Below are 25,492 nucleotides of genomic sequence, written 5' to 3'. Positions count from 1 at the left end.
GCGCAGACAGCATGAACAGACTGAACAAGGGGTGATGGCCCTTGCGGGTTGGATTGGGACAGCAGATCGAACAATCGCAAAAACTGGTCATGACGCCCGAACTGCGCCAGGCCATTGCGATCCTGCAGATGAATACGCTGGAGTTATCCCTCTTTGTGGAACAGGAACTGGCCCAAAATCCCTTGCTGGAGGCGGTCGACAGTCCAATCGAAGGGGTGGCGGGGGAGCGCCCATCGCCGGAAAGCTTGTCACCGGACCGGGAGAGACACCAGGAGACACCGGACAGGGGGGCGCCAGGCGGGGATGCGCCGGAACAAGCGATGTTTGATCCCGTTGAAGGGAAGGGTGATCTCTTCAACAGGGAGGCGGGCGTCCCAGAACTGCGGCGTCGCGACGATGTGGACCCAGCCGCCGCCTTTGAGCGGGAGACGCCGGCAGAAGGGCCAACCTTGCAGGAACACCTGGAATCGCAACTGCGCCTGGCTGTTTCCGACGGTCTGCGCCGCCGCGTCGGCGAGTATATCATCGGGAACATCGATGAAAGAGGCTACCTGCGCATGGCGCCGGCGGAGATCACCGCGGCTGTGGCCGTCGAAGAGGAGGTCGTCCGGGAGGCGCTTGAGACGGTCCAATCCTTCGACCCGCCAGGCGTGGGCGCCCGCGATCTGGCAGAGTGCCTGCGCATCCAACTCCGCCGGCAGGGGCAGTCGACGCCCCAACTGGAAAGGATCCTGGAGGAGCATCTGCCTGATGTGGCCGCCGGACGGCTCCACCGCATCGCCCAGCGGCTGAAGGTGACGGTGGGCGAGGTTCAGGCCATGGTGGACCGGATCAAGGAGCTAGACCCCAAGCCCGGCGTCGCCTACGGCGGTGAACGGGATAACCGGCCCATCCTTCCCGATGTGATCGTGGAACGGGTTGACGGGGAGTATGTGATCCTGATCCATGACGGCGCGCTACCCCGGTTGACAGTCAACCGGACCTACCGCCGAATTCTCCATGAAGAAGGGGCGGCGGCAGAGGCCAAACAGTATGTGGAAGATCGGCTGAACGCCGCCCTTTCGCTGATTCGCGCCATCGAACAGCGCCGTTCGACCTTACATAAGGTGGTCACCGTCATCGTGGAATGGCAGCGCCCCTTTTTGGAACAGGGTCTCTCGGGGTTAAAACCCTTGACCTTGCGCGATGTGGCGATGCGGGCAGGCGTCCACGAATCAACGGTGAGCCGCTCTGTGGCGGGAAAATACGCCCAGACGCCCCGGGGCCTCTTTGAGTTGAAGTTTTTCTTCGGGAGCGGCGTCCGGACCGCCACCGGTGAGGAAAAGGCGGCGTCCGGCACGATCAAGCCCCTGATCCGGCAAATGATCGATCGGGAGGATAAACATCATCCGCTGAGCGACCAGCAGATCGCGGAAGCCCTGAACGAACAGGGTATCCCCTTGTCCAGGCGGACGGTGGCCAAGTACCGTGACGAGTTGGGCATTCCGGCGACAACCCAGCGCCGGCGCTACATCTGACGAGGTTTTCCCGGTGAACATCGAGCGCCTGTAGGCAGTAGGCCTTAGAAAAAGTGGAGCTCGCGTAGGTTAAAGTTGACAGTTGTCGGTTTGTGCTGGAAGGAATTAAGTAGCGAATGTGGAATAGACTAAAACGGTAGCACAACGAGAACATTGGTTTGGAATAAGGAGGATTTTTTGAATGGCAGTCCGTATCGGTATCAACGGCTTTGGTCGCATCGGCCGGCTGGCGGCGCGCGTGGCCATTGCCAACCCGGAAGTGGAGATTGTCGCCATCAACGACTTGACGGATGCGAAGACAAACGCCCACCTCTTTAAGTATGATTCCGTTCACGGCACCTTCCAAGGACAGGTCGCAGTGGGCAGTGACAGCATAGAGATCGACGGCAAAGCGATCAAGGTCTTTGCGCAAAAGGATCCGGCCCTTATTCCCTGGGGGGACGCAGGGGTCGATATCGTGATTGAATCGACGGGCTTTTTCGTCGACGGCGAAAAGGCGTCGGCCCACCTGCGCGGCGGCGCGAAAAAGGTGATCATCTCCGCGCCGGCCAAGAACGAGGATGTGACCGTCGTCATGGGCGTCAACGAAGACACCTATGATCCGGCGGCCCACCGGATCATCTCCAACGCTTCCTGCACCACCAACTGCCTGGCCCCTGTGGCCAAGGTGCTCAACGACCAGTTCGGCATCATCAAGGGCTTGATGACGACCGTCCATGCCTATACGAACGATCAGAAGATACTTGACCAGACCCACAAGGACCTGCGCCGCGCCCGCGCCGCCGCCATGTCCATCGTGCCCACCTCGACGGGCGCCGCCAAGGCGATCGGCAAGGTCATCCCTGAACTGGCAGGCAAACTGAACGGTTTCGCCATGCGCGTGCCGACGCCGAACGTCTCCGTCGTCGACCTGGTTGTCGATGTGCGGAAAAAGACGACGGCCGAGGAAGTCAACGCCGCCTTGAAAACAGCTTCCGAAGGGGCCATGAAAGGCTTCCTGGGCTTCTCCGAGCTTCCCCTCGTATCCCGCGACTTCAACGGCACCACCTTTTCCTCTATCGTCGACGCCTTGTCCACGATGGTCATCGACGGCGACATGGTCAAGATCGTCGCCTGGTATGACAACGAATACGGCTACTCCTGCCGCCTGGTCGACCTGGCCACCTATGTGGCCGCCAAAGGGCTGTAGTTTCGCCTCAGCGCAGCGGCCTTCTCATCGGCGATACAGGACGGCCCAATAGGGAGCGAAACCTGCGCCCGGAGCAAGAAGAAGATACAGAATCGAATCGGTTGACGATAGAACCGGCGGGGCCTGCCCCCGCCGGGAAATTGACGTTGGAGGTTTCGGCGTTGAACAAAAAGACTGTGTGCGATATCGATGTGCGGGGAAAAGGCGTCCTCGTGCGCGTCGATTTCAATGTTCCCGTCGACGAAACGGGTGTGATCACCGACGACACCCGCATCCGAGCCGCCCTTCTGACCATTCAATATCTGATTCAAGAGGGGGCCAAGGTGATCTTGGCCTCCCATTTTGGCCGCCCCAAGGGCAAGGTCAACGACAAGTACCGCCTGACAGCGGCGGGGGAACGGCTGGCTCATTTGCTCGGCAGGCCCGTCAAGAAACTGGACGACTGCATCGGCCCGGAGACGGAAGCTGCCGTTCGGGCGATGCAAGCCGGCGATGTGGTGCTGCTCGAAAACGTCCGCTTCTACCCTGAAGAAGAGAAAAACGATCCCGAGTTTGCCCGCCGCTTGGCCGCCCTGGCCCATGTCTACGTTAACGACGCCTTCGGCACGGCCCACCGCGCCCATGCGTCGACGGCCGGCGTCGCCGCTTATCTGCCCGCTGTGGCTGGATTCCTGATGGACAAGGAGATCTCCATCATGGGCAAAGCCCTGGCGGCGCCGGAGCGGCCCTTCGTGGCTGTCATGGGCGGCGCCAAGGTGGCCGACAAGATCGCTGTCATCGACAACCTTCTCGCCAAGGTGGACACCCTGATCATCGGCGGCGGGATGGCCAATACCTTCTTCTACGCCCTGGGGCGGGAAGTGGGCAAATCGCTCTGTGAAAAAGACAAGGCTGATACGGCCCGGGAACTGTTGGACAAGGCGAAGGCGTCCGGCGTTCGCTTCCTGCTGCCTGTGGATGTAGTCGTCGCCGAGACCTTGGCTGCCGGTGTGCCTACCGCAGTTGTCCCCGTTGACGCCATTCCGTCGGACAAAGCCGCTCTCGACATCGGCCCCGAAAGCATCCAACTCTTTGCCCAGGCATTGAAGGAAGCCAAGACCGTCGTCTGGAATGGACCGATGGGCGCCTTTGAGACAGTGCCTTTTGACCGGGGCACCCTGGGTGTTGCGGAAGCGATGGCCGAGGTGCAGGGCGTATCGATCATCGGCGGCGGCGATTCTGTGGCTGCCGTTGAAAAGGCGGGCTTGGCTGACAGGATGACCCACGTGTCCACCGGCGGCGGCGCGTCCCTAGAATTTCTCGAAGGGCGCGAACTTCCCGGCGTGGCGGCGCTTGCCGATAAAGCCTGAGATAGGATAACCTTGGCCGGCAAAGGGCTTTGTGGTTCTCCATTTGTGAAGAGACGGAATTCAGATTAAGGGTGTGAATCGATGCGGACACCGGTATTGGCAGGCAACTGGAAGATGTATCTGACACCAGCCGAGGGTAGGCAGATGATCGAAACGCTGCGTCCCCTCGTCGAAGGGCTTATGGACAGGGAGATCGTCCTCTGTCCGACTTATACCGCCCTTGCGGCGGCGTCCGAAGCGATAGAGGGATCGAATATTTCCATCGGCGGCCAGAACATGCACCCGGCGCGCGAAGGCGCCTTTACCGGCGAGATCGCTCCTCCCATGTTGAAGGCCTTGGGTTGCCGCTATGTCATCATCGGTCATTCGGAACGGCGCCAGTATTTCGGTGAAACGGACGCCACGGTGGCGGAAAAAGTCCGGGCGGCTTTAACGGAAGGGCTGATTCCGATCGTCTGTGTCGGCGAGACGCTGGAGCAACGGGAAAAGGGCGTCACCAATCCTGTTGTGGAGATCCAGGTTCGCCAAGGACTGGCGGGGTTGTCGCCGGAGGAACTGCCCGGCGTCATCATCGCCTATGAGCCGATTTGGGCGATCGGGACGGGGCGCACCGCCTCGCCCGATGACGCCCAGCAGGTCTGCGCTTTCATCCGCTCGGTCCTGGCCGGTTTGGCCGACGATGGAGCGCAACAGACACGCATCCTCTACGGCGGCAGCGTCAAACCGGACAACATCAAGGAACTGATGAACCGGCCCGACATCGACGGCGCCCTCGTCGGCGGCGCCAGCCTCAAGGCGGAATCCTTTGCCCGGATCGTCCGCTTCGAGGAACAATAAGCTAGGTGCATGCCGTAGCAAGCGATTGACAAGGCAAGCAACACTAAGGAAGTGACAACCATTGTCATCATCGACGCAACAGAAGCCAGTCATGCTCATCGTCCTTGACGGATGGGGCCTGCGGGAAGAAGTGGAAGGTAACACGCTGAAGGTGGCCAATCTTCCTAACTACCACCGGCTGTTGGAGACCTACCCCCATACGGCCATCCAGGCCTCCGGAGAGTATGTGGGCCTGCCGAAAGGGCAGATCGGGAACTCAGAAGTAGGCCATCTTAATATCGGCGCCGGTCGCGTCGTCTACCAGGAACTGACGCGCATCTCCAAAGCGGTTGCGACGGGAGAGTTGGAAGGCAACCGGGCCATCGCAGAGTCCATGGATCGTCTGAAGAACACCGATAAAGCGCTCCACCTGATGGGACTGCTTTCCGACGGCGGCGTCCACAGCCATATGGACCACCTCTTCGCCCTACTCGATATGGCCGTCGCGCGTGGCGTTGAGCGGATTTTCGTCCATGCCTTTTTGGACGGGCGGGATGTGCCGCCGGCCAACGCCAAGGAATACATCGACGCCCTGGAAAAGAAACTGGAACAGATCGGCCGGGGACAACTGGCCACGGTCAGCGGGCGTTACTACGCCATGGATCGTGACCAGCGCTGGGAGCGCGTCGAAAAGGCCTGGGACGCCATGGTCTACGGTCGAGGGGAAAAGGCGACACTCGGCGTTTCCGCCGTTGAAGCAGCCTACCATGCCCGCGTCACCGACGAGTTTGTGCCGCCGACGGTGATCGTCGACGGGAAAGGCGATCCCAAAGGAACCATCGGCGACGGCGACTCGGTGATCTTTTTCAATTTCCGCGCCGACCGGGCGCGCCAGTTGACGCGGGCCTTCGTGGACGCTGCGTTTTCCGGCTTTGACCGTGGACCCCAGTCTCCGCAGGTGCATTTTTGCTGTCTGACCCAGTACGACGCCACGATTGAGGCGCCGGTGGCATTCATGCCGCAAAACCTGGAGAACACCTTTGGTGAGGTAATCGCCAGAGCCGGACTGCGGCAACTGCGCATCGCCGAGACAGAAAAATACGCTCATGTGACCTTCTTCTTCAACGGAGGCGTAGAGGATCCAAACCGCGGCGAGGACCGCATCCTCGTCCCTTCGCCGAAGGTGGCCACCTACAACCTCCAGCCGGAGATGAGCGCCGGCGAGGTGACCGAGAAGGTGCTGGCCGAGATCGCAGCGGAAAAATACGACGTCATCATCCTGAACTTCGCCAACCCCGATATGGTCGGTCATACAGGCATGCTGCCGGCGGCCATCCAGGCTGTGGAGGCTGTCGACGAATGCCTGGGCCGCATCGCCCCGGCGGTGCTGGAAAAAGGCGGCGCCCTGTTGATCACGGCCGACCACGGCAATGTGGAGATGATGATCGACGCCAATGACGGGGGACCCCATACGGCCCACAGCACCAATCTGGTGCCGGTGCTCCTTGTCAGCGATCGCCATAAGGACCGGCGGCTGCGCGCCGCCGGCGCACTGGAGGACATCGCGCCGACGCTGCTGGAACTGCTCGGCCTGGAGCCGCCCCAGGAGATGACGGGGAAGTCGCTGATCCAATAAAAACATGTTTTGGGAGGAATTGTTTTAATGTCGGTTATCGCTGAAATCTATGCTCGTGAGATTCTGGACTCCCGCGGGAATCCGACCGTTGAGGTCGATGTGGTGCTGGAAGATGGGACGCTGGGTCGGGCGGCGGTGCCGTCGGGGGCTTCCACCGGCGCTTATGAGGCCGTGGAACTGCGCGACGGCGACAAGGAGCGCTACCTCGGCAAGGGCGTGCAAAACGCCGTCGACAATGTGAACCTGGAGATCGCGCCGGAACTGATCGGCTGGGATGTGACCCGGCAAATGGATATCGACCAGCGGATGATCGAACTGGACGGCACACCCAACAAAGGGCGTCTTGGCGCGAACGCCATCCTGGGCGTATCCATGGCCTGCGCCAAGGCGGCGGCCCAGTTTGTCGGTCTGCCGCTCTACCAGTACCTGGGCGGCGTCTTTGCCCGCGAACTGCCTGTCCCCATGATGAACATCCTCAACGGCGGCAAGCACGCTGACAATAACGTGGACATCCAGGAGTTCATGGTCATGCCCATCGGCGCGGCCAGTTTCTCCGAGGGCCTGCGCATGGGCGTCGAGATCTTCCATGCCCTGAAAAAGGTGCTCAAAGGCAAAGGTATGAATACGGCTGTCGGCGATGAAGGCGGCTTCGCCCCCAACCTGTCCTCCAACGAGGAAGCTCTCCAGGTGATCATCGAGGCGATCAAAGCGGCCGGTTACAATCCCGGCACGGATGTGCTGCTTGCTGTTGACGCCGCCGCATCAGAGATGTACAAGGACGGCAAGTACCACCTGGAAGGGGAGGGCAAGGTCAAGTCCTCCACGGAGATGGTCGACTACTGGGAAGACCTTGTCAACCGCTACCCCATCGTCTCGATCGAAGACGGCCTGAACGAAGATGACTGGGAAGGCTGGAAACTGCTCACCGATCGCCTCGGCAAGCGGGTGCAACTGGTCGGCGACGACCTCTTTGTCACCAACACGGAAAAATTGGAAAAGGGTATTGAGACCGGCGTCGGCAACTCCATCCTGATCAAGGTCAACCAGATCGGCTCGATCACCGAAACGCTGGCCGCCATCGAGATGGCGCGCCGGGCCGGCTACACGACCGTCATCTCCCACCGTTCCGGTGAGACGGAAGACGCCACCATCGCCGATCTGGCCGTCGCTGTCAACGCAGGTCAGATCAAGACCGGCGCGCCTTCCCGGACCGACCGCGTCGCCAAGTACAACCAATTGCTGCGGATCGAAGAGGAACTGGACGAGCGCGCCCTTTACCGCGGCAAGAAGACCTTCTTCAACCTGGAGCGGCGGTAAAACTTACAGAGGTTCAGACTACCGGCGGGGGTTATACGGAACTTCCCGGAAACTGCTTCGCTAACTCCACTGAATCTTCCGACGGAACTTCTACAGATTGGCCGGCGGTATCCATGAATGGTATGAATTGCATATTCCCTGGATAAAATATGATTGCGGGATCCGGGTTTCCGACCCGGATCCCCTTGTCTTTTTCAAAAACAAGCAAAAAGGGAGATTATATCGCTTTAATGAGAATAATCTCACGATAAACGCCTCTGACTTGTCTTCGTCTGGTTGGCGTGCTAAAATTCATATGTTAAAAATGCCAGGATTAAGGTAGGGGAGGTGTGACCTTGACCACATTTGTCATTATCCTTCACGTCATCGCCAGCATCGGCTTAATGGCTTCTGTCGTGATGCAATCGGGAAAGAGCGCCGGACTGTCCGGGGCGATCGCCGGCGGGGCCGAAAGCTTTTTTGGCAAGAAAAAAGGGCTTGACGACCTGCTCAGCAAGCTGACGATGGTGTTTGCCGCGTTGTTCTTGCTCAGCGCATTGGGGCTGTCCATGGTAGGGTAAAACTTGATAGAGCGTCCTAGACTACGGGAATAACATGAGGAGCGTGAACACTCCGTGAATTACCCGTTGATCGCGGCGGTGGCCGGCGTCGTCGGCCTCCTTTTCGCCGCCTATCTGGCCATGAGCGTGCTAAAAGAGGACCAAGGGACCCAGCGCATGAAAGAGATCTCTCAAGCGATATTTGAAGGGGCCATGGCCTTCCTCAACCGCCAGTACAAGACCCTCATCCCTTTTGCCCTGATCATCTTCGTCGCCCTCTTGGCTGGCAACTGGGGCAACCAGAAGCTCGCCTGGGGACAAGCCATTTCCTTCCTGGTCGGCGCCGGCTTCTCCGCCGTCGCCGGTTATGTGGGCATGACCATCGCCACCAAGTCCAACGCCCGGACGACGGCTGCGGCCATGCGCGGCCTCAATGAAGCCCTCTCCGTCGCCTTCCGCGGCGGCGCCGTTATGGGCATGTCGGTAGCCGGCCTCGGTTTGCTCGGCGTATCGGTCCTGTACATCATCTTCCAGGACGCTGTGATCATCAACTCCTTCGCCTTCGGCGCCTCTGTCATCGCCCTCTTCGCCCGCGTCGGCGGCGGTATCTTCACCAAGGCGGCCGACGTCGGCGCCGACCTGGTCGGTAAAGTCGAGGCCGGCATCCCCGAAGATGACCCGCGCAACCCTGCCGTCATCGCCGACAACGTGGGTGACAACGTGGGCGATACGGCCGGTATGGGCGCCGACCTCTACGAATCCTATGCGGCTACGACCATTGCCGCCATGCTGATCGGCATCACCGTCTTCCCGGGCCGCCTGGAAGGGCTTTTCTACCCCTTGCTCATCGGCGCCGCTGGGATCATCGCCGCTATCATCGCCTCCTTCCTCGTCCGCACCACCGAAGACGGCGATCCGCAGATGGCGCTGAACAAAGGCCTCTGGGGCACCAACTTCCTGACGGCCATTGCCACGTACTTCATCGCCGCCTCTCTCTTTGAGGGCGTCACGGCTGATCCGAGTGTCTTCCCCTCCGGCGTGCCTGTAGGCTTGACGATCTCCGTGGTCGCTGGCCTGCTCGTCAACGTGGCCATCGGCTGGGTCACCGAGTACTACACCTCCTACAACTATAAACCGGCCCAACATATCGCCTCTTCGTCCCTGACCGGTCCGGCGACGAACATCATCGCCGGCATCGGCGTGGGTCTCAAGTCGACGGCGCTGCCGATCATCATCATCGTCATCGCCATCGCCGTGTCCTACCAGTTCGCCGGCATCTACGGCATCGCCATGGCCGCCATGGGCATGCTTTGCACGGCCGGCATGGTTGTCGCCATCGACTCCTTCGGTCCTGTGGCTGACAACGCCGGCGGCATCGCCGAGATGGCTGAACTGGGTCCCGAAGTCCGCAAAAAGACGGACAAACTGGACGCCGTCGGCAACACGACGGCTGCCGTGGCCAAAGGCTTCGCCATCGGCTCGGCGGCGCTAACCGCGTTAGCGCTGTTCACCGCCTTTGCCGAAGAAGTCATCAAGTCGCCTGGCGTCGCCAAGGCGCTGGCCGGCAGCCACTTTGTCCTGAACCTGCTGGAACCGAAGATCATCATCGGCCTTTTCATCGGCGGCACGGTGCCCTTCCTCTTCTGCGCCTTCGCCATGGAAGCCGTCGGCAAGGCCGCCTTTGAGATGATTGGCGAAGTCCGCCGCCAGTTCCGGGAGATCCCCGGCCTGATGGAAGGCAAGGCCAAGCCTGATTACGCCCGTTGCGTTGACATCTCCACCCAGGCGGCCATTCGCCAGATGATCGCCCCCGGCCTGCTGGCTGTCATCACCCCGCTGATCGTCGGTTTCGGCTTCGGCGCTCAAGCCCTGGGCGGCATGCTCGCCGGCGTCACCGTGGCAGGCGTCCTGCTGGCCATCTTCATGGCCAATGCCGGCGGCGCCTGGGACAACGCCAAGAAGTACATCGAGAGCGGCAAACATGGCGGCAAGCGGACGGAAGCCCACGCCGCCGCCGTCATCGGCGACACCGTCGGCGACCCCTTCAAGGATACCGCCGGCCCGTCTCTCAACGCTTTGATCAAGGTGACCGGCACCATCTCCCTGATCATCGCCCCTTTCCTCAACCTGTAAGGCGTCGGTCACTGGACGAGACGGCGAATCAACCTGCTATTGTTGCTTCGACCGACCAACGCCCATGCGTCAACCTACTGATTCCTAGTGACACCGGGACCGGCGACGGCCCGGTGTCTTTCAATTGGCGGGGGAAAATGTGGTATAATGGGCCTATCCTATCCTGGAAAGGAGACTTTCCGTGTTCAATATCGGCTTTCCCGAACTCGTATTGATCTTCATCGTTGCCCTGATCGTCCTTGGCCCCGGCAAAATGCCTGAGTTGGGGCGCAGTGTCGGAAAGGCGCTCGGTGAATTCCGCCGGGCCACCGACGGGCTGAAATCGCAATTGAACGAAGCGATGACCCCTGTCAAAGAGGTGAAGTCTACCGTAGAAGAGGCTTCCGCTCCGATTCGGGAAGCGCGCTCGGTGATGACCGACCCAAAAGGGTATGCAGCAGATAAGGTGAAAGAAACCCTGCTGGGTACACCGGCGGAAAAGAGACCTGAACAAGTTTCCGCGCAGGGCAGCGTTTCGGAGCAATCAACGGAACTAACATCAGCGCCTCATCAACAACCGGCTGGCGCCTCAACAGATAAGCAGATGCTGCGAGATGGCGCGTCTTCAGAGACACAGGCAAACCCGGCGATGAAAAATGATGAAAAGGATGGGGAGAACCGATGACGGTCAGCCTGACTGATGACGGCATGTGTTTTGTCTGCGGCAAAAACAACCCCATTGGACTTAAGCTCTCCTTCGCCTGGGAAGGAGATGACTATGTGACTTACTTTACCCCCCAGCCCGAACACCAGAGCTACGCTGGCATCACTCACGGCGGCTTGGTCTCCACGGTGCTGGACGAGGTAATGGGCAGGAACATGTCTTCCCGGGGCCTCCCTGCAGTAACCGCACGGATGGAGGTCCGCTTCCGACACTCCGTTCCGCTCGGCGACCCTGTTCGTTTTGCTGCCCGCATCGTTCGGGAACGGGGAAAGGTGATCGATGTAGAGGCAACGGCGACTCTGACGGACGGCCGTGTCGCTGCGGAGGCGACAGGACGATTTCTCGTCCAGGAGGGCTCCTTGCGAGAAGAAACGCCCACTCAACCAACAGCCTCTGCCAATTCATCGAAATAGCAGCAAAGAAAGGAACCGATGCGTCCATGGAGCCATCATCCAAGCTTCCTTCGCGGGAAGCGGCGTTAGCGCTGCTCGCCCAGTACAACAGCAACCGTAACCTCTTCAACCATATGCTCGCTTGTGAAGCCGTCATGGGCGCCCTCGCCCGGCGCTTTGGCGCCGATGAGGCTAGGTGGCGGCTGGCCGGTCTGCTCCATGATATCGACTATGACCAGACAAAGGACGATCCCCTCCGGCACAGCCAGGTGGGCGCCGATATCCTCGCTGAAGCGGGGTACCCCAATGATGTGGTCTACGCCGTCCGCGTCCACAATGACGCCCACGGTCTGCCTCGGATGAGCATGATGGATAAGGCGCTCTATGCGGTCGATCCTTTGACAGGGCTGATCGTCGCCGGCGCGTTGATCAAAAAGGAAAAAGACGTCCGCCTCATCGACACCGAGTTTCTGCTCAAACGGTTCAAAGAAAAGGGGTTTGCTCGTGGGGCCCGTCGCGATCAGATTGAGGCTTGCAGCGAGATCGGCCTGAGCCTTGACGACTTCATCAGTATCGGTTTGGCAGCGATGCAAGCGATTGCCGCAGACCTTGGCATTGCTGGGAAATGATACGATAGCTACAGGAATAGACAACCTATCATGGATAGTCTGCTGTGAAAGGAGGGGCCGCGATGGGCGAAGGCCAAAAAGTCCTTTGCGAAAACCGGCGCGCCCGCCATGATTACCATATCGACGAAACCTATGAAGCCGGTATGGCGCTGAAGGGGACGGAGATCAAATCGCTCCGGCAGGGAAAGGGCAATCTGAAAGATTCCTACGCCCGTGTCGAAAACGGAGAAGTCCTGCTCTACAACATGCATATCAGCCCTTTTGAACAGGGCAACATCTACAACCACGAGCCGACGCGCACACGCAAGCTGCTTTTAAACCGGAGTGAAATCCGCAAGCTCGGCGCAGCCACGCACCAAAAGGGACTGACCCTCGTGCCCCTGCGCATCTACCTAAAGAGAGGGTACGCCAAGCTGGAACTGGCCATCGCGCGCGGGAAAAAGCATTACGACAAGCGTGAAGACATTGCCCGGCGCGACGCCGAACGGGAGATGGCCCGGGCGATGCGGCAAAGGGAAAAAGGGGAGTAGGAACGGTTTCCCTGCGCCAGCAGGGACAGCAAGGAAAAGCGTCAAAATGTAACTCACCGAAGTCAGTCAAATTCAAATACAAATCAAAGTCCAAACATTGTGATAAAAGCCACGTATCAAAACGCTGTTTTCACAAAAAGAGTTGATGAATTATAACGGCTTCCAATCGGCGATCATTGTCTCTTCCAACTATTATGCATAAAAAACTTCCATGACCCGTCGTGACACTAGCGATGATGAAAATGGCTTTTCATAAAAAAAGCTAGCACCGTACAAAAACGATGCCAGCTTTTATTCGTTCTTCCTTAGACAGCCCGTTCCCCATTGTAGGTGGGAAGCGTGTAGATCTTGACCGGATGGATCAGACCGCGCACCGCAACCTCGCCGATCTCTTGGAGTCCCAGTTGATCGAGTTGTTCCGGCATTGTTTCCCCAGGCGCCAGGTAGCGAAGCGTCCGTTCGCTGACGATAATGCGGGACTTGAACTGCTTGTTCATGCTCTCCAGACGAGAAGCGAGGTTGACATCCTCACCGATGACAGTGTAGTCCATGCGCTCCTCACTGCCGATGTTGCCGGCCAGCACGGGGCCGCTGTTCAGGCCCACGCCCAGGTCAAAGAGGGGTTCCCCCCGTTCTTTCCAAAGGGCATTCATCTCGACCAGGGCGTCGCACATCTCCTTGGAGGCCTCCAGGGCGTGTCGGGCGTGATCCGGATCAGCGATGGGAGCGCCGAAGACAGCCATGATCCCGTCGCCCATGTACTTGTCGAGGGTGCCGCCATGCTTGAAGATGATGCCGGTCATGCGAGTGAAATACTCGTTCAAGCGGGAGACAACCTCCTCCGGCGAGCGGCCTTCACTGTAGGCGGTAAAGCCGCGGATATCGGAAAAGAGGATCGTCGTATCGATGCGCTGGCCGCCCAGTTGGATCGATTCCGGATGTGCCAGCAGTTCGTTGACGACCGCCGGCGAGACATAACGGCCAAAGAGGCCCTTTACCTTTTGGCGCTCCTGTTGCTCCAGGATGAAGTTATAGACGGTAGCCGCGAGGTATGTAACCGAACCGGCGATCAGCGGGGCCACCAGGTTGATCCAGTAGTGCCCGCGGATCAAGACCAGTCCGTTGATCGCGATCCAGCCAGCCGTGAGCACAATTTGGGCTGCCAGGCTGCGCCAGGGACGCCCTTTCAGACTCAAGGCGACGGTGTATGAAGCGGCGCTAAAGAAGGCAAGCAGGAACAGGTTGAGACCCTCGGGCGCACGGTAATAGTAGGACCGGTTCAGGAAGGTGTCCACGGCGGTTGCGTGCAGTTCTACACCAGGGGTGGGCAGATTGCCGCCGAGCACAAGGTTGCTGCGCGTGAAGGGCGTATTGTAGATGTCGCCGAGCAGTGGCGATGTGGTTCCGACAAAGATGACCTTGCCGGCAAAGGCCTCCGGCGGCAGCGCGCCGTCCAGGACTTGATGGTAAGAATAGGTGGGGAAGGACTGAGCCGGACCGGCGAAGTTGAGCAGCGGTGTCTTATTTTTTTCCGTCGGAATGATGAGATCTCCTGCTTGGACCGTCCCGTCAGGGGCGAGGGTCGCTTTGGTTGGGCCAAGTCCTTGCGCGGCCATGACGGACGCTAGGGCGAGTGAAGGTATAGTCCGGTTTTTATCGACGGTCACCGGCATGGTGCGGCGCACGATGTTGTCCGCTTCGGTGGGGTAGTTGACAAAACCCATGCTGAAGGCGTTTTTACGAAAGGCAGGGAGGGGAAAGCGCATCACCTGATAGGTGTCATCGCCTTCCTTTTCAAAGGTGAAAAAGACGGGTAGGACGACGCGTCCATGGCGGCCAATCGCCTCGGCTAAGCGGGCGTCTCCCTGCGGATCGGCTTCGTTGGCCAGGGTGAAATCGAAGGTTACCACCTTGGCTTCGCGCAACCGTTCCAGCAGTCGGGCATGGATCTCCCGGTTCCAGGGCCAGCGGCCGATCTTGGAGATGGAGGCGTCATCGATGCCGATGATGACCACATTTCCGCTGGTGACTTGAACGCCCCGCGTGCGAAGCCACATGTCATAGGCCATAGCCTCCAGCGGTTCCCAGAGACCGGCAACGGCGGTCAATAACATGAGCATCGTGAGGCCGAGGGCGATGAGATGGCCGCTGACGCCTTTCGGTGCTTTCAAGTGGCTAGTGCTCCTTTCTTTGTTCGCGATAGGACAAGCTGTTGAGTCAAAAGACGAAAAGTAACTTGAATAAATGCTGAAAGGTAAGTTGGAGGAGAACTGTAAGGGATTTGCAAGGTAAGGTAAATAAACGCCTTTTGCCTGAGCACTAGTTAATCATACCATAGGAAAAAACCGAAAAACACCGCAGACTCTCAGGTGTATCGATTTCTTACGGTAGTTTTGTCAAGCGTTATACTGATGAAGTTATCAATCGTTATAAATGAGACGGAAAGACCCCCGGACCGGATGGTACGGGGGTTTTACTGTACGCAGGCGTTTTTTCATCACAGAATGGGCTGGTGCGATCCTTTTTAGTAGCACTTCTTGCGATCCATAAAAAACTGCACGTCATCCAGAGCCTCGCCAAAACGTTGGAAGTGTACCACTTCTCGCTCCCGGAGGAAGCGAAGGGCGTCTTTGACGCCGGGATCATCCGTCAGGTTGATCAGGTGCTCATAGGTGGCACGCGCTTTCTCTTCAGCAGCCAGGTCTTCATGCAGGTCTGCAATAGGGTCGCCCGTCGCCTGGATGTAAGCCGCAGTCCAAGGTACGCCGTTTGCGTCGGCATAATAGAGCGCATTGTCATGTTGGGCATAAAAACCGCCCAGACCGACTTCGCGCAATTTTTCTGCCGGGACGTCCTTGGTCAACTTGTAAATAAGGGTTGCAATAACTTCCAGGTGGGCCAGTTCTTCCGTTCCAATATCAGTAAGCAACCCTTTGGCATTGTTTTTTACATGTTGATATGAAGATTATCATAAAGATCAATGGCTACCCGGCCATCACAGCGTATCAACGACCTTTGCCTCTGACTCTTCAGCCGGTTTGCCAGCTGACCCGGCTTCGCCATATAGGGATTTTATCCTGGCTTGAAAACGGCGAATCAGCCCGAATATGACAGACAGCTAACGCGGAAGGTCTTGGTTACTGTTGATGCTTAAAGATATAGTGGATATATTCTTTTGCACTGTGATTAATTTCCTCATCGCTTGCTTGAAATGAAGCTCCGAAGACAGCAAAATAGGGTAATGCCACTGCGCCTACATGTCTTGTACTGGCTTTGAAAGGTGTAATCACTTCATCCACGGTAAAAGAAACGGAGCCCCCTGGCAGATAATTTTCTTTCTTATCGCCGATGGACATGGCAAGCCCTAGCTTTTTTCCTTTAAGCTTGTCACCTTTTGATCCATAAGCCCATCCGTAAGCAAAGACATCGTACTGGACTCGCAAAAAAATATATGCAACAATAAATTTTCAGACCCACTTAAAGATCCAGCATGAAAGAGGTGTTATTCTATGAAAATATACAATCTGGGCATAGAGGCGACGCTTGAAATAGTTGGGGGTAAATGGAAATCGCTGATTATATGCTTATTAATGTCCGGTGTAAAGAGAACAAGCGAATTACAGCGCAATATTCAGGGCATTTCACAAAAGGTTCTCATCCAGCAGCTTCGGGAACTTGAGAAAGATGGACTCGTACGAAGATATGTGCACCAGCAGATGCCGCCAAAAGTTGAATATAGCCTCACAGAATATGGAGTTACAGCCAATAAGATCATTGATGTTATGTGTTCTTGGGGTAAAGACAATATTAAAATAAGACAACTGCAAGGAGAAGATATCGTCTTGCTGGAAGATAAGGGCAATTTTTACCATGATGCGAATGGCCGTGGTGGCCCGGGGTGATACTTTTACGCACACGGTAGACCATAGCGAAAGCTCTCCAATAGAAACGACCGTTTTGTTAATTTCGTTGCAGCACACAAGTATCGCCATCAATGTGAGCACGCACGCCGAATGGTTGAAACATTTTGACGGGAACGTAAACCATACCTTGGACAATAAATGCACTGGGGATGGAAATCGACTCGCCGTTCGCTTTGGCCGTTCCATTGCCCAGTTCAAACTCAATTTTATTTTTCCCGAATGTAATCACGTACTTGTTTTCACCAATCGATTCTGTATCTGTGCCGGCGCCAAAGCACTGCTGGATGGAGTGAAATGGAACCCAAATGTCACGTCCATTTGTCAAGTAGGAGGAACCCAGTCTAGTGGGTTCACTGTTGCTATCGTTTTTCGCTTCTGAATTAATGACTACAGCGGGGATTAGATTGTTCCAGCTAACTGTAGCGCCTAATGCTTCAGCGACGTACCTTGCCGGCACCATGACTCGACCATTTACAAGTATCGGAGTTTCTTTCGTAGGGATATCGAGAACCTTTCCGTTGACGACAATGTGAATCGGAGATGCGCCATAGGAATATGCAGTTAGACAAAAAAATAGGAGAGTCAAGAGACTGCCGGTAAAAAGCCAGCGCCTATTCCGGGTGAACAAATCGGTTCCCACCTTTCGGTTATTTTTGACATAAATCTAACTTCGAAAAATTCTGGGTGGGTTGTCTATTCTCCTGCATTATCGGCTCTACTTAGGTTGTGAATTAAGAAAGCAAACAACTTGTAATAATTCGTAACAATTTGTCGAAAAGAAGGAACTAAATTCAATATCACGTATATTCTTCTAAAAACATGAAGTGGGGGATGATTCAGTGGAAATGAAGTCCTTGTTCCGGTGTACTGCTGCATTTTGTATGGTTATATTTGCTGTCTCGATAAGCTTCTTCACTCCCTCGTTTCTAAGTCCGGGTTGGGCCTCTACAAATTATTCGGCTTTCTATAACGATTCCGTAACGCCTGGAAGCAGTTTTGATCAACGAATCGATATAGAAATCCCCAAGGGATACTTGAACCTTGGCAGTATGGATTCCTTGAATATTCGCCTTGGCTCTGGAATTTCTGTGAATGAAGTGATTTATTCGATCCCGGAAAAAATCCAGGAAGAACAGAATATGTTCATTGAAAACACCGGTGTGATAACACCGCAGAATGGAGAATATGTCCTAAAGGTATCCGGAAGGGGGGTTCTTCATAAAGGACATATTGTGTTGCGGTTTAAAGGGGTAAAAGTAGGCGGCGGGACCAGAGACGTAAAAATATATTTTGATGCGCCCGGTGGCTCGGTCTTTGAATCAAAGGCGATTAACTTTATCAGCACAGCCTCGAACGATTACAATTTGGACAGCCAGTACGGAACCGTAGAGGGGCTTTCCGGAAGCAACGAAATGGCATTAACCTTTCGCGAAATCGATGCAGGAACGATAAAACGGGGCTCGGACAGCATTCGACTAAAGCTGTCGTCGCCGTTTGTTTGGGATATTACCAACGCAAAAGTGGATATTAGTTCAGGAGACATTACTTTAAGAAAACCAGTTATCGATGATGAAGATCCAAAAGCGCTTTTGATGGGAATCGAGCGCCTTTCCTCAAAAGCCTCAACGTTTCGAATAACCGGGATTTTTGTCCGTGATATGTCAAAGGAGGTAACTACGCCGTCCTATTACAATATGAGCGTTGGAGGTTACAGCAAAGCAAATATCGAATCGAAGAGTTTTCTCTACAGACCCGATCCGCTTCCCCTACCGGAACCTCCAGTTGCCCTATTCTCCGTGGGAAACAGACAATGCAAAATCAGCGGTTTAATTCGAAACATGGATGTTGCGCCGTTTATTCGAGAAGATCGTATATTTTTACCGGTTCGCTATTTGGCTGAAGCGCTAAAAGTTCCTCCAAAAAACATCACCTGGAATGTAACGGATGAACAAACGACCGTTGCGCTGGAAGTGGATGGGCATTCTCTAAAATTAAACGTGGGCGATCGGCAAATAGAGGACTCGAGACGAGGCAAGGTGATGATGGATGTGGCGCCGGTAATATTGGACAGCCGTGTGTTCTTACCGGCCCGCTGGATTGCCGAACCCTTGGGGTATAGCGTTGGGTGGGATGCGTCCAAGCAAGAAGTTACGATAAACAAGGGAACCTCTCGATGATTAAAAGGGTATAAAGCTCAAAAGCACCGCTTTCAGACTGTTGAACTGAAAGCGGTGCTTTTTTCTGATAAGGGAGAGTGAAATGGAAAATGGAAATCACATAGATCCAACGGATACCCGGCCATCCTTGAAAACCTTCACATGGTGGATCAGGTTCAGGACAATTCCCCTGCGCTCCTCTTTATCCGCCTCTCCCCATAGGGCCGGGAAGTTTTGCAATATCTCCAGCACTTCGAATACTGACACCGATCGGTCCTCGGCATCTGGGATTTGCTCCTGTAATGAAGCGATTTCCGTCTCGATTGCCTTCTTCTGTTCACGAAGATTCTTGATGCGTTGGACGAGATCGTCGGGTGATATGGCATTCCTTTCGAACGCCGAGTACCACCGTTCCAGCTTTTTGTTGATCGTTGAGACTTCCTTCCTGCAACGGTTCAGCATCCGTGTTAGGTCATTCACGCTGTTCCCACTTAACGTATCAACTGTGATTTTTGTTAAGGCCTCTTTGTCGAAAGAGAACCCGCACAGCGCGTCGACAACCAGGGCCTCTATCTCTTCAGCCCGTTTGTAGCCGACCCGGCAGTCTGTATCTTTCGCCATATGGGGACTGCTTTTGTCCTGACTGTAGCAGACATAGTAACACATCACCTTTTTAGGTGTTGTACAGGGATAGTTCTGCCACACCCTTTTGTAGCGCATCCTGGCGCCGCATTCCCCGCAGTAGACGATGCCGGATACCAGGCCGTCATGGGCTTGGGCGGCTGCGCGGATGGCGCCGCGTTTCCGCAACAGGCTCTGCGCTTCGTCCCACTTTTCTCGAACGATAATGGCCGGCTGCTGGCCTTTGTAGAGTTCCCCATTATGCTTGACCATTCCGATATACACCGGGTTTCTGAGTATCTCCCGCATTGTGACTGTATTCCACTTCCGGCCGGTGGGGGAGGGGATCCCTTGTTGGTCCAATAGCTCTACAATGCCTTGATAACCCCGTTCTCCCTTCAGGTACTCATCATAGATCCAACGCACCAGGTCAGCCTGTTCCTCGTTGACGATAAGGCGCTTGTGGACAGGGTCATGATCATAGCCGAGGGGAGCAGGGCCGCCCATAAAGCGCCCCTGTTTGGCGCTTTCCTTCTTGGCCAGCCGGACGCGCTCGACGATTGTCTCACGCTCCAATTGGGCGAAGACGGCCATCATGCCGAGAGCTGCCTTGCCGAAGGGAGTGGTGGTGTCGAAGGCTTCTGTTACCGACTTTATTCCGATGTGACTGGGCTCGAACACATCTTCGAGAAGGTAGAGCGTATCGCGCTGCTTCCGTGACAGGCGATCCAGCTTCAGGAATAGCACCGTATTAAATTTTTTTCCTTGGGCGTCCCGGATCAGGCGCTGTATCTCCGGACGATTCAAGTCCTTGCCGGAATATCCGTCGTCTATGTAGTAGTCGACGATTTCCCAGCCCATTGCCTGGGCGTAGGAGAGAAGGCGGGATTTTTGCGCGGGGATAGAGATACCTTGTTGGGCCTGTTCGTCCGTGGACACTCTAACGTAGGCCGCAATCAGTGTCACAGCGGGCCTCCTTTCGCAAAACCGTTTTGAATAACGTCATCCCGGCCATCGCGGCCGGGATGATCCTTTTTCTCCCCCCTTTTCCTCTTCTCGATAATCCGAAGGGCGATCTTCACCATGATGCGAATGGCCGCTGCCGTCCTGGGTGATACTTTCACGCTCATGTTAGACCCTATGATAGGAAGCGAAAGGGACAATCCAGCTTTTTTCATATCAACGTATAAAAAGCCCTTTGGCTTTCTTCGTAGGCATCGAATACCGCTGTGTCAGATATCGCAGGGCAGCGGCCAGTTCCGAATCGGGACCCCCCGATTCACCGGTTCTATAAGAAAAACAGCCATTGCCGATTGAATAAACCAACAGGCCGAGAAGTCTTATTTCTTAATGGACAATCTCAACGGACAAGGGTTAACGCATATGTATTGACACCGACCATCCGGGAGGTGTCCACAATGGCGCTGTTTAAGAAGGAACTGCAGGAGCGTCTGTACGGATTGTTGTTTCAGTGGGCCTTGCAGGATATGGAACAGGACAGACAGATCCCGCAGGAGCAATGCGGCAGAGTGCAGGAAATCGAGAAAGAGAAAAGCTACGAAGGGCAGGAAATAGAGCGAGATCGAAACCGCGAAGGGTGGGAGCGGGGGGGTGATGCGCCAGATGTCTAAGAATGATGAAATAGGCGAGAGCATTGCCGACGGTCTGACCATCGGGCCTCGCCAAGCCGGGCGTCACCCGGTCTTGGCCGATGCCCGCCAAACCTTGGGACAATCAGGCCTGGCTGTCGGGGGCTATGTCCGCGTATCCACGGCTAAGGAGGGGCAACGCAGCAGCATCGCTAACCAGGAAAAGTATCTCCGCGAATGGTGTGATGTCCACGGCTACCGACTTCACCGGATGTACCTGGATGTCAAAAGCGGCGAGTTTGCCCGGCTTCGGTCGGAACTGCAGCAGATGCTCACCGACATCAGCGAAAAAAGGATCACCGGCGTCGTGACCAAGGAGATAGCCCGCTCCTCCCGGGACGTGATGGACACGCTCGAACTGAAACGGCGCCTCCATGATCAGGGGGCTTTTCTGGTCAGCATTCGCGAGAATTACGACAGCCGGACCGATGATGACGAGTTCTTGTTGATACTCCACGCGGCTCTCGCGCAAAAAGAGCGCAAGACAACGGGCGCTCGGGTGAAAGTAACGCAGTTATTGAAGGCGAGGGAAGGCCGGGGCAACGTGCCTCCGCCCTACGGATATCGTTATGGCCATGATGGCCGATACGTCCCCGACCCGGCGGAAGCGAAGGTGTACCGGCAGATCGTCGATCTCTTCCTCGGCTCACGCTATGGACGGACGCGCATCGCCCGTTTCCTCAACACCCACGGGATACCCGGCCCCCGTGGCGGTACATGGATCACATCGACGATAAAAGTCATCCTGGAAAACCCGGTGTACCTGGGTTTCCTTATTTATAATACCACCACCCTGATCCGGACGGCCGGCGGTGAGCGCAAGCGAATGGTCCGCCCCAGGGAGGAATGGATCGTTGTGCCGGATGCCCATCCGCCGTTGATCACCCGCGACGACTTTGACCTCATTCAGGAGATTATGCGCCAGCGACGGGAGCGTGACCCGCGAGCGACCTGCAGCTTTGCGCCAAAATACTTGCTGAGCGGTTTTTTGTTATGCTCTGTCTGCGGCGGAAAAATGTACGGCACCGTCATTCGCGGGAAACAGCGTGAGTGTCGGATTTACCGATATGTATGCCAGGGGAAAAACGGACGGTGCAGCCTGCCGATGAAGTATTACAAGATGGATACGGTCGACCAGCATGTCTTTAGTGAAGTGGCGCGCACGCTCCAAGCGCTGGTCGAACCCGCTGCCTTGGCGGACTTTGTCCAGCAGCGGCGGGACAGCTTCGCTGGGGGGATGCAAAAGGAACGCGAGGAGAGGGCGAGGCTTCAGGGGCAAATCGCCGCAAACGAAAAAGCCCAACGGCGTCAACAAATCGCTTATGAGACCGAAGCGATTGACCTGCATGCTTTTAAGCGGCGGCTCGATGAACTGCGCTGGGAGGAAAGAAACCTGCGGGAACGGCTGAAAGCATTCAACCGAAAACTCTCCCGTATTGATCAGGAACAGGAAGTGATTGCCGCACTGGTCCGCAAGATGGCGAATTACCTTGAGCATCCCGAACAATTAGGTCTCGCGCGCAAGCGCAGCCTGCTTGAACTTGCGGTGGAACGAATCGAAGCCCATGGCGAACATGCGTGCAAAATCACATGGACTTTTCCGGATTCATGAAGAAAAAATGAAACATTGCCAATTGCGGAGGTGCTCAGCAGGAAGACGGCTTGTCATGGCAAATACATACATAACAACGAAGCCAAACAAGCCGGTTAGCAACCAGCCAGGTAAAGAAGGGGTTTAGCGAACCATGAGCACCGGATTGATTAATACCCTGGAAGAAGTCGGCGCTCTGCTCGACATCGGCATTGCCCTTTCGGCGGAAAAAGACCACGACCGCCTGCTCGACCGGATTGTTACGGAGGCGCGCCGGATCACCTCAGCCGATGCGGGAACCCTCTACCTTTGCGAAAGCGAAAAACTGGTGTTCAAGATCATCCACAACGAGATCATGAAGGTTTTTCTCGGCGGTAACGGCGAGCCTGTCAATCTGCCCCCCGTTCCGCTGCGGCAGGAAAACGTATCCGCCTTCACCGCACTTAAACGGAAAGTGGTCAACATCTCCGATGTCTATCAGGCGGAGGGATTTGACTTCTCCGGACCGAAAAGGTATGACCAGATGACCGGTTATCGAACCACATCCATGCTGGTGGTGCCGCTGGAGAACCACGAATCGGATGTCATCGGCGTACTGCAGCTGATCAATGCCAAAGACAGCGAAGGAAAGGTGATCCCCTTCGCACCCTATTTGGAGAAGGTTGTCACCAGCCTGGCCTCCCAGGCGGCCATCTCGATGACCAACCGCCAACTCCTTGAAGACATCGAACAACTCTTCAACTCCTTCGTCGAGGTCATGGCCACCGCCATTGACGCCCAGACGCCGTACAACGCCAACCACACGCGGCGGGTGGCCCAGTTGGCCGGCGCCCTGGCCCGGGCCGTCGACGCGACAAACGAGGGTCCTTGGGCGAAGGAGTATTTTGATGAACAGCGGTTAAACCATCTGGTGATGTCCGCCTGGCTCCATGACATCGGCAAGATCACCACGCCCCTGTCAGTGATGAACAAGGCCACTCGCCTCGGTGATCGGCAAGAGATGGTCTTGCTTCGGCTGGAGTCAATCGCCTCCGCCTTGCGCCGCGATTATCTGGAGGCCAAGCTGGCCGCCAGAGAGAAAGGCAGCCTGGTAGAGGCGGAACGGGTTGAGGCCGAATGGGCAGAAGCATGGGCCGACTGGCAACGAATCCGTGATCTGATCATCAATGCCGACAACCCTTCCGGCCGGATTACCCCGGAAATCGTCCGGGAATTGGAAGCGTTGATGGAACGGACCTACCTGGATGCAGCAGGAAACCGTCACACCTGGCTGACGGCGGCGGAGGTGGAGGCCCTCAGCGTTGTTCGCGGCACTTTGACCGAGGAGGAGCGGCGGCAGATGGAGGGCCATGTGGAGGTAACCGAGCGCCTCCTGTCGAAGGTTCCCTTCCCGCCGAAGATGGCCGACGTCCCCCGGTGGGCGGCGATGCACCATGAGCATCTCGACGGGAAGGGATACCCTCAGCGGATGTCCGGTGATGATATCCCCATTGAGGCGCGCATCCTCAGCATCGTCGACGTCTACGATGCCCTGACGGCGGCCGACCGTCCCTACAAAAAGGCGATGCCAGTCGAGGATGCCTTGCGCATCCTGGGATTTATGGTCAAAGACGGAAAACTCGACGAAGGACTGTATCGAATATTCTGCGACCAAAAGGTATGGGAAAAGATCGATTAACAAACGGAACCCTCCGGGGATGAGCCCGGGGGGTTCCGTTTTTATTGGAATGATGTGTTATTCTAAGTCAAACATTTTCCATATTAGGAGGTTTCCGAGGAACATTGCGGCCCTTTCATGCGCCTGTCAATCGGGACCCCCGTATTGGGCGAAAAGGTACCTGGCCATGCCGATATCGCATTTCTCGACCCGGACCGGGTACTGGAGCTTTTTCTCATAAATCCACATTGCTCGTTCCTACCCTCCCGACCGCGTCAGTATTCGATTTCCCAAGGCCAGGGCGCTTCGATCCAGTTCCAGGGATACCGTCCGGGGCAATGCCCTTCCACCGTCAGCAGCGCATAGCGAGTCTCGTATGCATGCTTCAGCTTTTTCAGTTCGTCGGTGACGCGGGTGAAGTCCCGCAGGGCGGCCTTGTCGTTCGGGTGGGTATCGAGAAACAGGTTCAGATCCACGGCGACAAACTCCAGTTCCTGGATGCGCCGGAGCAATTCTAACTGGTGCCGGTCCATGCGTCAGCCTCCCTCCCCTCTCATCGACGACGCCGATCGTTGCAGTAGGGGCGGTAGAGACCGGGGAAAATCGTTCCCTTGCAGAGGGCCTCTGCCGGCGGGTAGAAGGGCGGGCAGTACTGCTGGAAGGGCACATAGGCCCGGGCCAGTTTCCAACCGGGTTTCATCATCTCCGGCGGGACGGTGATGGCGGGGTCGTAGGATTCACAGGGGTCGCAGGGCGCCGGTCGGTGATGCATCGGTTCGCGGGCGATGGGCTGGACAGGCATTGGCATGGGCATCGGTTCACAGGGCATGGGCATATGCATCGGCTCACGGGCGATGGGTTCCACGGGCATAGGCATGGGCATCGGTTCGCAAGGCATGGGTCTGTACATGGGCTCGCGGGCAATGGGTTCCATTGGCATGGGCATCGGCATGGGACCGCAGGGCGGCATCGGCATCGGCTCACGGGCGATTGGCTCGACCTGCGGGCAGGGCTCGGGCATCCGGCAGTCGTGCTTCGGCGGGCAAGGTTTTGGTCGGCACGGCTTGGGCGGCGGACAGGGCGGGCACGGCGGTGGGCAAGGTCTCGCCGGCGGTGGCGGCGGGCAGGGGCGTGGCGGCGGCGGC

At 56.6% G+C, this 25,492-nt stretch carries 23 protein-coding genes and 3 pseudogenes; 17 read left to right on the top strand and 9 right to left on the bottom strand.

What is annotated here, in order from left to right:
• The first annotated feature begins 41 nt into the window (after positions 1 to 41).
• The 12 genes from rpoN to smpB all read left to right on the top strand — a co-directional run bounded on the left by rpoN (position 42) and on the right by smpB (position 12,750).
• A complete protein-coding gene (rpoN, locus tag GTO91_RS06640; protein WP_161256727.1) occupies positions 42 to 1,517 on the top strand; it encodes an RNA polymerase factor sigma-54 in 1,476 nt (491 codons plus the stop codon).
• 181 nt (positions 1,518 to 1,698) lie between these two features.
• Positions 1,699 to 2,706, top strand: a complete 1,008-nt coding sequence (gene gap, locus GTO91_RS06635) for a type I glyceraldehyde-3-phosphate dehydrogenase (protein ID WP_161256724.1) — start codon at positions 1,699 to 1,701, stop codon at positions 2,704 to 2,706.
• Positions 2,707 to 2,867: 161 nt separating this feature from the next.
• Complete coding sequence (locus GTO91_RS06630; RefSeq protein WP_161256721.1) at positions 2,868 to 4,055, top strand: phosphoglycerate kinase; 1,188 nt, start codon at positions 2,868 to 2,870, stop codon at positions 4,053 to 4,055.
• Positions 4,056 to 4,136: 81 nt separating this feature from the next.
• Complete coding sequence (tpiA, locus tag GTO91_RS06625) at positions 4,137 to 4,892, top strand: triose-phosphate isomerase (protein WP_161256718.1); 756 nt, start codon at positions 4,137 to 4,139, stop codon at positions 4,890 to 4,892.
• 91 nt (positions 4,893 to 4,983) lie between these two features.
• On the top strand, positions 4,984 to 6,507 hold the full coding sequence (gpmI, locus tag GTO91_RS06620) for a 2,3-bisphosphoglycerate-independent phosphoglycerate mutase (RefSeq protein ID WP_235919273.1): 1,524 nt from the start codon (positions 4,984 to 4,986) through the stop codon (positions 6,505 to 6,507).
• 27 nt (positions 6,508 to 6,534) lie between these two features.
• Entirely contained in the window at positions 6,535 to 7,824 is a 1,290-nt protein-coding gene (gene eno / locus GTO91_RS06615; protein WP_161256712.1) for a phosphopyruvate hydratase, read from the top strand.
• Positions 7,825 to 8,159: 335 nt separating this feature from the next.
• Complete coding sequence (secG, locus tag GTO91_RS06610) at positions 8,160 to 8,384, top strand: preprotein translocase subunit SecG (protein ID WP_161256708.1); 225 nt, start codon at positions 8,160 to 8,162, stop codon at positions 8,382 to 8,384.
• Positions 8,385 to 8,438: 54 nt separating this feature from the next.
• Positions 8,439 to 10,496 (top strand): sodium-translocating pyrophosphatase, encoded by a 2,058-nt coding sequence (locus tag GTO91_RS06605; RefSeq protein ID WP_161256707.1) that lies wholly within the window; start codon positions 8,439 to 8,441, stop codon positions 10,494 to 10,496.
• A gap of 181 nt (positions 10,497 to 10,677) precedes the next feature.
• The gene (gene tatB, locus GTO91_RS18365) at positions 10,678 to 11,160 is read left to right on the top strand and encodes a Sec-independent protein translocase protein TatB (RefSeq protein ID WP_161256705.1); all 483 of its coding nucleotides are present in this window, start codon (positions 10,678 to 10,680) and stop codon (positions 11,158 to 11,160) included.
• Positions 11,157 to 11,612, top strand: coding sequence for a PaaI family thioesterase (locus tag GTO91_RS06595; protein WP_161256702.1), 456 nt, complete (start codon positions 11,157 to 11,159; stop codon positions 11,610 to 11,612). Before tatB ends, GTO91_RS06595 begins: the two co-directional genes overlap by 4 nt.
• A gap of 26 nt (positions 11,613 to 11,638) precedes the next feature.
• Positions 11,639 to 12,220: an HD domain-containing protein gene (locus tag GTO91_RS06590; RefSeq protein WP_161256699.1), complete on the top strand. Its 582-nt coding sequence runs from the start codon at positions 11,639 to 11,641 to the stop codon at positions 12,218 to 12,220.
• Between the two features lie 62 nt (positions 12,221 to 12,282).
• Positions 12,283 to 12,750, top strand: coding sequence for an SsrA-binding protein SmpB (gene smpB, locus GTO91_RS06585; protein WP_161256696.1), 468 nt, complete (start codon positions 12,283 to 12,285; stop codon positions 12,748 to 12,750).
• Between the two features lie 305 nt (positions 12,751 to 13,055).
• On the opposite strand, the gene GTO91_RS06580 is transcribed toward smpB, so the two are convergent.
• The 3 genes and pseudogenes from GTO91_RS06580 to GTO91_RS06570 all read right to left on the bottom strand — a co-directional run bounded on the left by GTO91_RS06580 (position 13,056) and on the right by GTO91_RS06570 (position 16,193).
• On the bottom strand, positions 13,056 to 14,921 hold the full coding sequence (locus GTO91_RS06580) for a CHASE2 domain-containing protein (RefSeq protein WP_161256693.1): 1,866 nt from the start codon (positions 14,919 to 14,921) through the stop codon (positions 13,056 to 13,058).
• A 353-nt stretch (positions 14,922 to 15,274) separates the two neighbouring features.
• Positions 15,275 to 15,694: pseudogene (locus GTO91_RS06575) on the bottom strand (manganese catalase family protein); the annotation flags it as partial.
• 193 nt (positions 15,695 to 15,887) lie between these two features.
• Positions 15,888 to 16,193 (bottom strand): NAD(P)H-dependent oxidoreductase, encoded by a 306-nt coding sequence (locus GTO91_RS06570; RefSeq protein WP_207708981.1) that lies wholly within the window; start codon positions 16,191 to 16,193, stop codon positions 15,888 to 15,890.
• 66 nt (positions 16,194 to 16,259) lie between these two features.
• On the opposite strand from GTO91_RS06570, the gene GTO91_RS06565 reads away from it, so the two are divergent.
• Complete coding sequence (locus GTO91_RS06565; protein WP_161256687.1) at positions 16,260 to 16,652, top strand: winged helix-turn-helix transcriptional regulator; 393 nt, start codon at positions 16,260 to 16,262, stop codon at positions 16,650 to 16,652.
• A gap of 58 nt (positions 16,653 to 16,710) precedes the next feature.
• Here the strand turns inward: GTO91_RS06565 and GTO91_RS06560 are convergent, their stop codons facing one another.
• Positions 16,711 to 17,301: a copper amine oxidase N-terminal domain-containing protein gene (locus GTO91_RS06560; RefSeq protein ID WP_161256685.1), complete on the bottom strand. Its 591-nt coding sequence runs from the start codon at positions 17,299 to 17,301 to the stop codon at positions 16,711 to 16,713.
• A gap of 217 nt (positions 17,302 to 17,518) precedes the next feature.
• On the opposite strand from GTO91_RS06560, the gene GTO91_RS06555 reads away from it, so the two are divergent.
• On the top strand, positions 17,519 to 18,850 hold the full coding sequence (locus tag GTO91_RS06555; protein ID WP_235919272.1) for a copper amine oxidase N-terminal domain-containing protein: 1,332 nt from the start codon (positions 17,519 to 17,521) through the stop codon (positions 18,848 to 18,850).
• Positions 18,851 to 18,946: 96 nt separating this feature from the next.
• Here the strand turns inward: GTO91_RS06555 and GTO91_RS06550 are convergent, their stop codons facing one another.
• Entirely contained in the window at positions 18,947 to 20,416 is a 1,470-nt protein-coding gene (locus GTO91_RS06550; RefSeq protein WP_161256682.1) for a recombinase family protein, read from the bottom strand.
• Between the two features lie 225 nt (positions 20,417 to 20,641).
• Positions 20,642 to 20,728: pseudogene (locus GTO91_RS18030) on the bottom strand (manganese catalase family protein); the annotation flags it as partial.
• Between the two features lie 140 nt (positions 20,729 to 20,868).
• On the opposite strand from GTO91_RS18030, the gene GTO91_RS06540 reads away from it, so the two are divergent.
• From GTO91_RS06540 to GTO91_RS06530, 3 genes are all read left to right on the top strand, one after another.
• Positions 20,869 to 21,081: a hypothetical protein gene (locus GTO91_RS06540; RefSeq protein WP_161256680.1), complete on the top strand. Its 213-nt coding sequence runs from the start codon at positions 20,869 to 20,871 to the stop codon at positions 21,079 to 21,081.
• On the top strand, positions 21,074 to 22,711 hold the full coding sequence (locus GTO91_RS06535; protein ID WP_161256678.1) for a recombinase family protein: 1,638 nt from the start codon (positions 21,074 to 21,076) through the stop codon (positions 22,709 to 22,711). Before GTO91_RS06540 ends, GTO91_RS06535 begins: the two co-directional genes overlap by 8 nt.
• A gap of 133 nt (positions 22,712 to 22,844) precedes the next feature.
• Positions 22,845 to 24,368: a GAF and HD-GYP domain-containing protein gene (locus tag GTO91_RS06530; RefSeq protein WP_161256676.1), complete on the top strand. Its 1,524-nt coding sequence runs from the start codon at positions 22,845 to 22,847 to the stop codon at positions 24,366 to 24,368.
• Between the two features lie 129 nt (positions 24,369 to 24,497).
• On the opposite strand, the pseudogene GTO91_RS06525 reads toward GTO91_RS06530, so the two are convergent.
• The 3 genes and pseudogenes from GTO91_RS06525 to GTO91_RS18025 all read right to left on the bottom strand — a co-directional run.
• Positions 24,498 to 24,596 (bottom strand): annotated as a pseudogene (locus GTO91_RS06525) (manganese catalase family protein); the annotation flags it as partial.
• A 26-nt stretch (positions 24,597 to 24,622) separates the two neighbouring features.
• Positions 24,623 to 24,880 (bottom strand): spore coat protein CotJB, encoded by a 258-nt coding sequence (locus GTO91_RS06520; RefSeq protein ID WP_161256673.1) that lies wholly within the window; start codon positions 24,878 to 24,880, stop codon positions 24,623 to 24,625.
• 20 nt (positions 24,881 to 24,900) lie between these two features.
• On the bottom strand, positions 24,901 to 25,492 hold a 592-nt coding region (locus GTO91_RS18025), incomplete at its 5' end, for a spore coat associated protein CotJA (protein WP_235919264.1).

This window comes from Heliomicrobium undosum, from assembly GCF_009877425.1.
Classification (GTDB): Bacteria; Bacillota; Desulfitobacteriia; order Heliobacteriales; family Heliobacteriaceae; genus Heliomicrobium; species Heliomicrobium undosum.
Note: the sequence above shows the minus strand (reverse complement) of the source record. Positions and strands in the feature narration are given on the sequence as shown.

Bases quoted from the DNA above. Each gene is read 5' to 3' on its own strand.
- gap (WP_161256724.1), top strand. From the start codon at position 1,699: ATGGCAGTCCGTATCGGTATCAACGGCTTTGGTCGCATCGGCCGGCTG.
- tpiA (WP_161256718.1), top strand. From the start codon at position 4,137: ATGCGGACACCGGTATTGGCAGGCAACTGGAAGATGTATCTGACACCA.
- gpmI (WP_235919273.1), top strand. From the start codon at position 4,984: ATGCTCATCGTCCTTGACGGATGGGGCCTGCGGGAAGAAGTGGAAGGT.
- eno (WP_161256712.1), top strand. From the start codon at position 6,535: ATGTCGGTTATCGCTGAAATCTATGCTCGTGAGATTCTGGACTCCCGC.
- GTO91_RS06595 (WP_161256702.1), top strand. From the start codon at position 11,157: ATGACGGTCAGCCTGACTGATGACGGCATGTGTTTTGTCTGCGGCAAA.
- GTO91_RS06590 (WP_161256699.1), top strand. From the start codon at position 11,639: ATGGAGCCATCATCCAAGCTTCCTTCGCGGGAAGCGGCGTTAGCGCTG.
- smpB (WP_161256696.1), top strand. From the start codon at position 12,283: ATGGGCGAAGGCCAAAAAGTCCTTTGCGAAAACCGGCGCGCCCGCCAT.
- GTO91_RS06565 (WP_161256687.1), top strand. From the start codon at position 16,260: ATGAAAATATACAATCTGGGCATAGAGGCGACGCTTGAAATAGTTGGG.
- GTO91_RS06555 (WP_235919272.1), top strand. From the start codon at position 17,519: ATGAAGTCCTTGTTCCGGTGTACTGCTGCATTTTGTATGGTTATATTT.
- GTO91_RS06540 (WP_161256680.1), top strand. From the start codon at position 20,869: ATGGCGCTGTTTAAGAAGGAACTGCAGGAGCGTCTGTACGGATTGTTG.
- GTO91_RS06535 (WP_161256678.1), top strand. From the start codon at position 21,074: ATGTCTAAGAATGATGAAATAGGCGAGAGCATTGCCGACGGTCTGACC.
- GTO91_RS06530 (WP_161256676.1), top strand. From the start codon at position 22,845: ATGAGCACCGGATTGATTAATACCCTGGAAGAAGTCGGCGCTCTGCTC.
- GTO91_RS06520 (WP_161256673.1), bottom strand. From the start codon at position 24,880: ATGGACCGGCACCAGTTAGAATTGCTCCGGCGCATCCAGGAACTGGAG.